Origin of the sequence: Nostoc sp. CCY 9925 (assembly GCF_963920935.1) — a bacterium.
GTDB lineage: Bacteria > Cyanobacteriota > Cyanobacteriia > Cyanobacteriales > Nostocaceae > Nostoc.
The window spans coordinates 1-12055 of the sequence record NZ_CAWUDO010000161.1 but is presented as its reverse complement, the minus strand read 5'-3'; the positions used below and the strand labels follow the sequence as shown (position 1 = coordinate 12055).

Sequence of the window (12055 nt, the reverse complement as noted above, 5' to 3'; positions counted from 1 at the left end):
TTTTTTCTTTTAGTCCTTTTATTCAGAATACCCGGAAAGTGACACAAGAGGGTTAAAGAGGTTTATGTACCCCAAGAATGTATTTACTATATGGGTAAACCTGGTCATTTAAATTCGGTACAGTCTCAGACATTTATTTGGTTTGAACTATTCATCTCAGCTGCTTATCTTGGCATTGCTAGTGCTTTAGTTGAGCGTGTATTGAAAGATGGCAAAGGTATACCTTCTGAGCGTGTTTTACTAGCAACAGAGGTGGAAGGTGCAATGGCCGCACTTGAGGGTTTGGCTTATTCCATAATGAATGGAGAGAAAGATGATAAGACAGTAGCGAAATCTCTATTTGTACGTTACTTAGTTCAACGTGCGATCGCATGTGTCACAACGCAGGCTGTAGAAATTTTAGGTGGTATGTCATTTGTTAAATCATCTGAGGTTGCTTACCTACTTGCTTCTGTCCATGCTCTTGCATTTCATCCCCCTTCACGCCTCAGTATTTCACCAGCATTAGATAAATATTTCTCAGGTGAAACTCTTCTTTTAATGTAAAAAATGAGAAAAATCAACGCTAAAAGTTATTCTTGATTCAAGTAAATTTTCACGGTTAAATAATTTTTAAAATGATTAAGGCAATACATCAAGAAAAAAATGATTTTTATTTAATTAATCAAAACCAAAAATTAAACAATTTACTTTTAAAGTATAGTCAATATTGCCTTAATAACACAAATTTAGATGATGATTTTTTGGATGTTGTTACTCAATTGTTAGCCGGGTTAAAAAAAATATTAATTGATGCAAATTTAACAGAATCGATAAATACAGAATTCAAAGTTGAATTAGAAATCAATAAAATCCCTACAAAAGGTTGGTCAATTGAAGATGTTATTCAAAATATTATTCTAAATTATTTAGGAAATGTTCCCAATTATTCAGCGGGATATGCTCCTCTAAATGTTATTCCTCCTCCTTTAATACCAGCTATTCTTGCTAAATTTGCTTGTGCTATTATTAATCCAAATTTAGTTTATGAAAGCTATGCTGGAAAAGCCATTGAAGCTGAACAGTTAGCTATTTCACATTTAGCTGAAATTATAGGTTTTGAACCAAAAATATCAGGAGGATATTTTACATCAGGAGGCTCTGCAAGTAATTACTGGGCAGTTAGATGTGCCTTGGAAAAAGCATTCCCTGGTTTAGGCGAAAAAGGCTTTAAAGCCTTTTCTAATCAAGAGCCTGTGATTATACAATCAGTTCTTGGTCATTATACCAATGTCAACGCAGCTCGCTTACTTGGTATCGGCACTGAAAATGTTATATCTGTTTCTGTTACACCTGATTTTAGTATATCTTTGCCAGCTTTCCAATCTCAAATGGAGAAAGCTATCAAAGAAAATAAACAGGTTGTCTGTATATATTTAATTGCTGGACAGACTGATTCTTTTGGTGTGGATGATGTTAAAGGCGTTGTGAAAATTTGCGAAGAATTATGCAGAAAATATCATGTCCCTAAACCTCATATTCATGTAGATGCTGCTGTTGGCTGGGTTTATAGTATATTTAAAAATTATCAAATTACTGAAAACTCTTTAGGATTTTCTACAGATACTCTTGATGTTATTCAAAAATTAAACAATTTATATTCTAGTTTATCTTATGCAGATTCTATTACAGTTGACCCCCATAAACATGGTTTTACAGCTTATACTTCTAGTGCCTTAATCTTTAAAAATAAACGAGATTTGTTATTACTACAAAAGGATTTCCACGAAACCCCATATTTTACTGAAGATATCTTCTGCTCATTTCCAGGTGCTTACACGCCTGAAAGTTCTCGTCCAGGAGATGGCCCTTTAATGATTTTAGCTAATTTATATGCGTTAGGTTATGAAGGATACCAAACTATGATTGGTTATGCTATCCAACAAAGCATCATTTTTCAATCTAAATTGCACTTCAGTTTTAAAAATTCTGTCCAAATTTTAAATCAAAATGTTCCTGGAACAAGCACACTTTGGCGGTTTTATCCACCTGGGATGGAAGCGCAAGAGGCTTACAACAGAGAGTTACTTGGAACTAGTGAAGAAGATTGTAATTTTACTCAAAAAATAAATGAATATAATCACAATTTGTTTGCCAAAAGTAAGAATATGCGAAGTCATAACACACCTATTTTAGGATATTCTCATCAGGTAATTGTCAACAAATCAGGTATGTCAATTAGTGGGTGGAAATGTATAATAATTAATCCTTTTGTTAATATTTTATCAATAATCGATAATTTGCATATTCTCCTAGATATGGTTGTAGAAAATTAATCCATTAACGCCGCCAAAGACTGTTAACAAAACTACTGAAATTTTCAAATTTACTTAGTATGACACAATCAGAAGATTTAGTTGCAATCATTGGCATGGCGTGTCGATTTCCTGGGGCTAATAACTATCACCAGTTTTGGAACAATCTTGAGCAAGGAATCAATAGCATTACTGAAGTTCCTGCAAATCGGTGGAATATGGAGAAGTTATATTCTGCAAATCCCCATGAAATTAACAAAAGTATTAGTAAATGGGGTGGATTTATTGAAGATGCAGATAAATTTGATCCCTTATTTTTTGGTATCTCACCACGAGAAGCACAAATCATAGACCCTCAACAAAGGTTAATGCTTGAGCTTACTTGGTCATGTCTAGAAGATGCTGGATATTCCCCTACAGACTTATCAGGAGCTAATGTAGGTGTTTTTATCGGAGTTTGTAATTTTGACTATAAAGAATTACTGGAAAAGTACCAAAATCGTATTGAAGGTCACATCGCCACTGGTACTTATACTTGTATTATTCCCAATCGTATATCCTACTTTTTCAATTTTCATGGCCCCAGCGTACCTGTAGACACAGCTTGTTCCAGCTCGCTTGTCGCACTTCATCAGGCAATCAAGGCGCTGAAAGACAATGAATGTAAGCTGGCGCTAGTCGGTGGAGTCAGCGTTTTGTCTACTCCTACCTATTACGTTTCTTTCAGTAAATTGGGTATGTTATCACCGCAAGGACAATGTAAAACTTTTGATGCGGAAGCGGATGGTTATGTGCGAGGTGAAGGGGCAGGAGTTCTTTTATTAAAATCTCTGAAAAATGCAATTAAAGATAAAGATCGTATTTATGGCGTGATTAGAGGAAGTGCTGTTAATCATGGCGGCGCTGCCCGGACTTTAACTTCTCCTAATGCTTATGCTCAATCACAAGTCATTCGCTCTGCATATACAAAGGCAAATATTCCACCTAATACAGTCTCTTACATCGAAACTCATGGTACAGGAACCCCATTAGGAGACCCAATTGAAATTAATGGCATCAAACGAGCATTTACGCAACTCTATCAACACTACAACATTATCCCATCTCATGAAATTTATTGTGGATTAGGTTCTGTCAAGACAAATATTGGACATTTAGAAGCAGCAGCCGGCATTGCTGGAATAATTAAAGTTTTATTGGCAATGCAGCACAAGAAATTGCCGAAAATAATTAATTATCAGCAACTAAATCCACGAATTAAATTAGATAATAGTCCGTTTTACATAGTAGAAGAAACAAAAGATTGGCAGCAGTTAAGGACACAAGAAGGGGACTCGATCCCTAGACGATCTGGGGTAAGTTCCTTCGGTTTCGGCGGTGTTAATGCCCATATAGTTTTAGAAGAAGCACCAGCACCAGATTGTGTAGTGGCGGAAGGGGAGCGCCCTCTCCATGTATTGACCCTTTCGGCAAAAACTGAGGAGGCTCTCAAGGAACTTGTACAGTCTTATCAAAAGTATTTAAAATTACATTTGGGAATACCACTAGCTGATACGTGCTTTACGACAAATACAGGGCGATCGCATTTTGATTATCGCCTTGCTGTCGTCGCTGAGTCCACCACCCACTTGCAAGAGCAACTACAAGCTTTTGCGGAAAATCAGGACACTTTTGGCCTACATAGCAACCACTTACATAGAAATAATTCTCCCAAAGTAGCGTTTTTATTCACGGGTCAGGGGTCACAGTACATCGGGATGGGGCGCACGCTCTACAAGACACAGCCGACCTTTCGCGCCACCATTGACCGTTGTGAGGAAATTCTGCGCCCTTATCTAGATGTACCTTTGGGGAAAATTCTTTATCCAGAAGCAGGAGAAACTTCACCCATAGATGAAACAGCATACACTCAACCTGTTTTATTTGCGATAGAGTACGCCTTAGCAGAATTATGGCAGTCTTGGGGAATTAAATCCGCAGCAGTGATGGGTCATAGCGTCGGTGAATATGTAGCCGCTTGTGTCGCCGGGGTTTTTAGCCTGGAAGATGGTTTAAGGTTGATTGCCGCACGCGGACAACTGATGCAAGCGTTACCAGCTCGTGGAGAAATGGTGGCCTTGTTAGCCTCAGAATCTCAGGTTGTGCCAATTATTGGACCTTATGCAGATAAAGTAGCGTTGGCGAAGCCCGCCGTAGGCATCGCTGCCTTTAACAGCCCTGAAAGTGTGGTTATCTCCGGAGAGCGCGATACTGTCCGCTTAGTGGTAGTAAAACTAGAAGCAATGGGAATCAAGGCTACACCTCTACAAGTCTCCCATGCTTTCCACTCTCCCCTCATGGAACCAATGCTGGCGGAGTTTGCGCGGGTAGCAAGTGAGATAACTTATTTCCCCCCAAAAATTGACTTCATTTCTAATGTCACTGGGGAGTTAGTAAAGGCTGAAGTAGCTACAGTTGAATATTGGTGTCAGCATATCCGGCAACCAGTACGCTTTGCCGCAGGCATGGAAGCTCTGTATTGTACAGGTTATGAAATTTTTGTCGAATGTGGAGCAAAACCGATTCTACTGGGAATGGGTCGTAAGTGTCTACCAGAAACAGTTGGTCTATGGCTGCCCTCTTTGCGTCCTGGGCAAGAAGATTGGCAGCAAATACTCGACAGTTTAGCTCAACTGTATGTGCAAGGTGTACAGGTGGATTGGTCAGGCTTTGACCGAGACTATGAGCGACGAAAGGTCGCATTGCCGACATACCCGTTTCAACGCCAACGATACTGGATTGATACAAACCAAAAAGCATCAACTCCTAATTCTCTTCATCCCCTCTTGGGTCAACGGTTACGTTCAGCTCATCAAGATATTTTGTTTGAATCCTCCCTGGCTAGCGATGCACCGGCTTTTCTCCAGCATCATTGTGTTTACGAAAAAGCTGTCTTGCCTGGGGCTGCTTATTTAGAAATGGCAGTAGCAGCTGCGATCGCTACATTCAAATCTGAGAATTTGGTTATAGAGGATGTCATCATCTCTGATGCGCTGATTTTGCCAGCAGAGAAAATCCAAACAGTGCAGTTGATTTTGAGCCAAAACTCGGCGGAGTCTGCATTTAGGATTTACAGTTTGCAAACGGATGATGAATCATGGAAATTACATACCTCCGGCAAGATTGTAGTTAAAGAACAAAAGCCACAACTAGAGCAAGTAAACTTCTCCCAGTTAAGGAGTCGCTGTTTCCCAGAGATATCTGTCAAAGCTTACTATCAACAGTGTCAAGAGCGGGGCATTAATTACGGTGCAAGTTTCCAAGTTATTGAACAACTATGGCGGCAGCAAGGAGAAGCTTTAGGGCGCATTCGGATGCCTGAGACATTAGTTGCCGAAGCTTTGAATTATCATCTGCATCCGGTGTTGCTGGATGGTTGCTTGCAAGTGGCGATCGCAGTTTTCCCTGAAACAGTAAAATCAGAAATTTATTTACCCGTAGCCGTAGAACGCTTAGAAGTCTACAACCATCTGGGACTGAACCTGTGGAGTCATACTCAGTTACGCCCTGTTAAAGCTTCTCATCCAGAAACTTTAATAGTTGATTTACGCTTGTACGATGAAAACGGGACTATCGTAGTCCGAGTTGATGGACTTTCCTGCAAGCGAACCAGTCAACAAGCAATCCTGGGAACTAATGACAAATCTTGGTTAGATTGGCTTTATGAGGTGGAATGGCGACCCCAGGCGAATTTTAGCCGTTCTCTACCACGGGACTTTTTAGTAACTCCTAGTGAAATTAGCGATCGCCTCACACCTGTGCTAGCTGAGTTCAGTCCGCAACCGCAGCTATTCCATCAAATGGAAGCTTTGAGTGTTGCTTATTAGTCCAAACTCCAGTTATTTCCCCAAGGAGATTTAAGCACAACAACCCAGCTTTACCAAGATTCTCCAGGGGCTGTAGTTATGAATACCTTGGTACAAAAAGTTATTTCTACAGCTTTACAGCATCGGCAAGGGCGAAAAGTCCGAATCCTAGAAATTGGGGCTGGTACTGGCGGCACAACTTCACATATTCTGCCTTATCTGTGCGATGACACTGAGTATGTATTTACGGATGTCTCTCCCCTATTCGTCTCTAAGGCAGAGAAAAAATACACTAATTACCCTAATATCAACTGTCAAATTTTAGATATTGAGCAAGAACCTTCTACTCAAGGCTTTAGTTTTCATGAGTATGATTTGGTGATAGCAGCCAATGTACTCCACGCTACTCAAAATCTCAAACAATCAACCATGTGCAGCAGTTATTAGCTCCTGGTGGATTACTTGTTTTAGTAGAAACAACAGCTCCCCAACGCTGGTTAGACCTAACTTTTGGGTTAACCGCAGGTTGGTGGAAATTTGCTGACCATGATTTGCGACATTCCTACCCCTTGCTTTCTGCGGGGCAATGGCGGCAACTATTACAGGGTAATGGATTTCGAGAAGCTGTTACCATTCCCCATGAGATGGAAGAAACCAGACTTTTATCTCAACAAGCTGTGATTATCGGCCAAGTAGCAGACAAAATTCCCTTGAATGCAGCCCAAAAACAATTAGGTATTTTGGCACAAATGGGGAAAGATGGTTCGCTAGCATACAATGTTTCCATTGGTCTGGAGTTGAAAGGTTTTTTGAATCAAGGGGCAATAACTCAAGCTATCCAAACAATTGTCAACCGCCACGAAGCTCTACGTACAGTTATCAGTAACCAGAACGATTTTCAGGAGATTTTACCATCTCTAACAGTAGAGGTTCCTTTAATTGACTTTTCTAATTTAAATAGTGGTGATCGCAAGGAGCGCAGCGCCAAAGGCGATCGCAATTTACAATTAGCTGATTGGTTCCAAAAAGAAAACCAACAACCTTTCGACTTTAACCAAAAACCCCTCTGCCGCTTCTCAATTCTCAAACTAGAGTCGCAACTCCATTTGTTGGTTTTGACTATTCATCACATTATTGTTGATGGTTGGTCAATGGGCATCATCCTCAAGGAGTTAGGTGCATTATATTCTGCTCAGTGCCTGGGTGCTGATTGCTACTTAAAGCCATCTATGCAATTTAAAGAATATCTGCAATGGCAGGAGCAACAAAGCCAAACTGAGGCAATGGCAGTCCATGAATCTTACTGGTTAGAACAATTTGCTGGCTCCATCCCCATTTTAGACCTACCCACTGACCATTCTCGCCCCCCCATCAAAACCTACAAGGGTAGCAGACAAACGATGCGGCTTAACCCTAACCTGACTAGTGATGTCAAACGGTTCAGCATAGACAATCACTTCGGGGTCTACTGGTAAACCAAAGGGTGTTAGCATCATCCATCGTGGTGTAGTAAGGTTAGTCAAAGCAGCTAACTATGCTCATCTCACTCCAGCAGAAGTTTTCTTACAACTGGCTCCCATATCATTTGATGCCTCGACTTTTGAGATTTGGGGTTGTTTACTCAACGGTGGACGATTAGTGGTTTCCCCTGCTCACACACCGTCTTTAGAAGAGTTAGGGCAAATTATCCCTCTTCTGTCACTCTCCGGGAGGGCGATCGCTAGAAGCCTCATGAGACAATCAATACAAGCTATACTATTAGAAAAAAATAGGCCTTGTATTTGTTATTAGAAAATAATCGTGCTATCGCTTGCTATACAAAAGCTCTAAGATTCAGAAATGGCAAATGTTTTCGGAAAGTGACAGAAGAGGGGTAATAACCCCTTCAGCAATGAACCAAGAACACGCCTCTACAAAACTGGTGACTTAGCTCGCTACCTACCCAACGGTAACATTGAGTTTATTGGTCGCATCGATAACCAAGTAAAAATACGGGGCTTCCGAGTTGAATTGGGAGAAATTGAAGCTGCGTTAGCTCAACATCCCGATGTACTTCAGACAGTGGTTACTACCCAAAAAGACAAAATAGGTAATCAGCAATTAGTGGCTTATATCGTCGCGCAGCCAGACAAAGCGCCTAGCACCACTGCAATGCGTGGCTTTCTCTTGGAGTTGTTGCCCGATTATATGGTTCCCTCTGCTTTTGTTTTATTGGATACTTTACCTTTAACTCCGAATGGGAAAGTAGACCGTCGGAATCTTCCAGCATCTGATCCAAACCAGAGGAATTCCGAAGTAGTTTTTGTAGCAGCCAATACCTCTACCGAAGAGCTTTTAGCTAATATTTGGGCTGATATCTAAGAAGTTAAAAAAATCGGCATTGACGATAACTTCTTTGAATTGGGAGGCAATTCCCTACTAGCTACCCAGATTGTTTCTCGCATCCGCGCTGCCTTTGCAGTCGAATTGCAATTATCAGATGTGTTTGCCGCTCCCACGATCGCCCAGTTGGCTGCTAAGATTGTGAACGTCTTCAGCGATTCCTGCGGTATTCTACCCCAGATACTTCCTAGATCGATAGCAGGCGATGCACCTTTGTCTTTTGCCCAAGGACGTTTATGGTTCTTAAATAATTTTGATCCAGGCAATCCTGCGTACAACATCCTTATCAGTTATCGCATCCAAGGCATCCTAAACGCAGATATCCTAGCAGTTGCCTTACAAGCGATCGCTGCGCGTCAAGAATCTTTACGCACCTGCTTTCCTATAATTAATGGGGAGCCGATACAAAGAATTGAGCCATCTGTGCAGGTTGCTCTCAACGTCATTGAGATTACAGATGAAAATGCCATTGCCCAGATATGTAAAGATGAATATCTCTGGCGTTACGATCTGAGTAAAACACCACTTTTTCGCTTCACACTGCTGAAACTCAAGGCAGACGAGTACATTTTCCTGATCAGTTTGCATCACATCATCGCTGATGGCTGGTCTATTGGAGTCTTTAACCGTGAACTCAGTCAGTATTACCAAGCAGCGATCGCAAAAGAAACGCCACACCTACCCGAATTGTCAATAAGCTATGCTGATTTTGCTGTTGGTCAACGTGCTTGGCTACAAGGTGAGGTACAGGAAAAGCAACTTGCATACTGGAAATATCAATTAGCAGGGCTGCCACCTTTAAAATTACCTAAAGACTATGCACGTCCACAGGTGCAGACCTTCGTTGGTTCTAACGTACAGTTCCACTTAACGGCAAAGACAGCGATCGCCCTAGAAAAACTGAGCCAGAAACATAGTGCCACCCTGTTCATGACTTTGGTAGCGGCCTTTTTTGTTCTACTCTACCGCTACTCAGGTCAAGAAGACATAGCAATAGGAACGCCGATCGCCAACCGCAACCGTAGCGAAATCGAAAATCTCATTGGCTTTTTTGTCAATACATTAGTGCTTCGTTGTCAAGTTTCCCAAGACATGACTTTCTCAGACTTGTTGAAACAGGTACGCCAAGTTACCCAAGCAGCTTATGTACGGCAAGACTTTCCTTTTGAACAGGTGGTAGAGGTACTGGCTCCAGAAAGGGATAGCAGCCAAAATCCGCTAATTCAAGTAATTTTTGCTTTTCAGAATGCGTCCATGAAACCACCAGTCTTTCCTGGTCTTGAGATCGAAACCCTTGATTTTAAGGCACATACTGTGCGCTTTGATCTAGAGATGCATCTGTTACAGGCTGACGATGGATTAACTGGTTATCTAATTTATAATACCGATCTATTTCAGGCTGCGACCATCGAAAAATTAGCCGGCCACTATGTCAATTTATTGCGATCGCTCAGTACTGATGCCGATCAAAATATTCAGCAGGTGGGAATTCTCGAAACTGCGGAAAAGATGGAATTGCTCAGTGCTGGGCGTAATAACTGGCAGATTTCATATCCACGCGACAAGACAATCCACGAACTTTTTGCAGCCAAAGCAGCTGAACAACCACAGGCAATTGCTCTGGTCTACGGAGAACAAACACTAACCTACGAAGCGCTAAACGCTAGAGCTAATCAACTTGCCCGATATTTGCAAACCTTGGGTGTAACACCAGAAAGCTTAATCGGCATCTACCTGGGACGGGGGATAGATAGTATAGTGGCAATGCTGGCGATTCTCAAGGCTTCTGCTGGCTATGTTCCTCTTAACCCAGAAGATCCATCGGCACGCATTCAATTTATTGTCCAAGATACAAACCTTGACCTGATTATCACTGACAGTCAAACGGTACAACAGCTTCCTAGAGAATTTAAAGGCATTGCACCACAACTAGTTTGCCTAGACCAAAACCAAGCCATCATCGCAGCTCAACAGGAAACTAACTTACCTGTGCAAATTGGTGCTGAAAATCTTTGCTATATCATGTATACTTCTGGCTCTACCGGACAGCCTAATGGCGTGAGTGTAGTCCATCGCGGTGTAGTGCGATTAGTGAAAGAATGCAACTACGTTAAACTGGACGCATCAGAAGTACTTTTACAATTAGCACCATTAACTTTTGACGCTGCTACTTTTGAAATTTGGGGTGCGTTGCTCAACGGAAGTCGTTTAGTAATTGCCCCCAGCCGTCCCTCCTTAAAAGAATTAGGACAACTGATTCAGCAACAAGGCATAACCACTGCTTGGTTAACTGCTAGTTTATTTCATTTGATGGTTGACGAAAATATTGATGGGCTTCGAGGACTTCGCCAACTCCTTGCTGGAGGCGATGTACTTTCTGTGCAGCAGGTTCGACGAGCATTAACCCATCTTGGTGACTGCGTAATCATTAACGGCTACGGCCCCACAGAGAACACAACTTTCAGTTGCTGTCATCGGATGCAAGACATTTCCGACTGTGATGGAGAACAAGTTCCCATTGGCCAGCCAATATCTAACACCTACGTTTACATCCTTGATACTCAGCGAGAAACCGTCCCAGATGGTGTTGTTGGGGAATTGTACGTTGGTGGAGATGGTTTGGCGCGGGGTTACTGGCGACGACCCGATTTAACAACAGAAAATTTTATCCCAGATCCTTTTAGTTTAGATCCTCACGCCAAAATCTATCGCACCAGGGATCTTGTCCGCAGACGTGCCGATGGTATCCTTGAATTTGTCGGTCGTGTGGACGATCAGCTGAAGATCCGCGGCTTTCGGATTGAACCCACCGAAATCCAAGCTTGTCTGGCTCAACATCCAGCAGTGCGAGACTCTTTAGTTTTAGCTGTAGGTTCTCAAACTGAGGATAAAGCTTTAGTTGCTTATGTTGTACCCAAACCAGAAATTGTTTCCACAGTGGTTAACGAGAACAATAGCGAGTCATTGTTGGAACATCAAAAAGCTAACTGGGCAGAATTATTTGACAAGCACCTTTATACCCAGTCCCATGTCACATCTGACCCCACCTTCAACCTAACTGGCTGGGTTGATAGTTACACAGGAGAACCCATTCCCGTAGCTCAGATGCGAGAATGGTTAGACTATCGCATCGAGCAAATCCTCTCCTACCAACCAAAACAGGTGTTGGAAATTGGTTGCGGTACTGGGCTGGTGTTGTTCCGACTCGTACCTGTGGTAGAAAAATATGTCGGCATTGATATCTCTCAGGTTGGCTTAGACTACATTACAGAATATCTGCAAAACAAACCTGCGGAATCAGAGAAGGTAGAATTACACCTTGCTAGTGCAGAACAAATCAAAGGACTGTATCAACAAAAATTTGATACTTGTATTGTGAATTCCACGGTTCAATACTTTCCTAGTGCCGACTATTTAATTAACGTTTTAGAAATTGCTATTGAGGCAATGAAACCAGGCGGTACAATTTATCTAGGTGATAACCCTCTTGTGTCACTTTCCGGGTATTCTGAATAAAAGGACTAAAAGAAAAAA

At 41.7% G+C, this 12055-nt stretch carries 8 protein-coding genes; all 8 read left to right on the top strand.

What is annotated here, in order from left to right; genetic code table 11:
- The first annotated feature begins 90 nt into the window (after positions 1 to 90).
- The 8 genes from ACM0OY_RS37390 to ACM0OY_RS37355 all read left to right on the top strand — a co-directional run bounded on the left by ACM0OY_RS37390 (position 91) and on the right by ACM0OY_RS37355 (position 12037).
- Positions 91 to 546 carry a hypothetical protein gene (locus tag ACM0OY_RS37390; protein ID WP_414573767.1) on the top strand — a complete coding sequence of 152 codons (456 nt, stop codon included), beginning with the start codon at positions 91 to 93 and terminating at the stop codon, positions 544 to 546.
- Positions 547 to 617: 71 nt separating this feature from the next.
- Complete coding sequence (locus ACM0OY_RS37385) at positions 618 to 2315, top strand: pyridoxal phosphate-dependent decarboxylase family protein (protein WP_414573766.1); 1698 nt, start codon at positions 618 to 620, stop codon at positions 2313 to 2315.
- Between the two features lie 59 nt (positions 2316 to 2374).
- On the top strand, positions 2375 to 6160 hold the full coding sequence (locus tag ACM0OY_RS37380; protein ID WP_414573765.1) for a beta-ketoacyl synthase N-terminal-like domain-containing protein: 3786 nt from the start codon (positions 2375 to 2377) through the stop codon (positions 6158 to 6160).
- A gap of 78 nt (positions 6161 to 6238) precedes the next feature.
- Positions 6239 to 6586, top strand: a complete 348-nt coding sequence (locus ACM0OY_RS37375; protein ID WP_414573764.1) for a class I SAM-dependent methyltransferase — start codon at positions 6239 to 6241, stop codon at positions 6584 to 6586.
- Entirely contained in the window at positions 6571 to 7614 is a 1044-nt protein-coding gene (locus ACM0OY_RS37370; protein WP_414573763.1) for a condensation domain-containing protein, read from the top strand. Before ACM0OY_RS37375 ends, ACM0OY_RS37370 begins: the two co-directional genes overlap by 16 nt.
- Complete coding sequence (locus ACM0OY_RS37365; protein ID WP_414573769.1) at positions 7592 to 7930, top strand: AMP-binding protein; 339 nt, start codon at positions 7592 to 7594, stop codon at positions 7928 to 7930. Before ACM0OY_RS37370 ends, ACM0OY_RS37365 begins: the two co-directional genes overlap by 23 nt.
- 219 nt (positions 7931 to 8149) lie before the next feature.
- Positions 8150 to 8500: an AMP-binding enzyme gene (locus tag ACM0OY_RS37360; protein WP_414573762.1), complete on the top strand. Its 351-nt coding sequence runs from the start codon at positions 8150 to 8152 to the stop codon at positions 8498 to 8500.
- A 12-nt stretch (positions 8501 to 8512) separates the two neighbouring features.
- Positions 8513 to 12037 carry an amino acid adenylation domain-containing protein gene (locus tag ACM0OY_RS37355; RefSeq protein WP_414573768.1) on the top strand — a complete coding sequence of 1175 codons (3525 nt, stop codon included), beginning with the start codon at positions 8513 to 8515 and terminating at the stop codon, positions 12035 to 12037.
- The last annotated feature ends 18 nt before the right edge of the window (positions 12038 to 12055 follow it).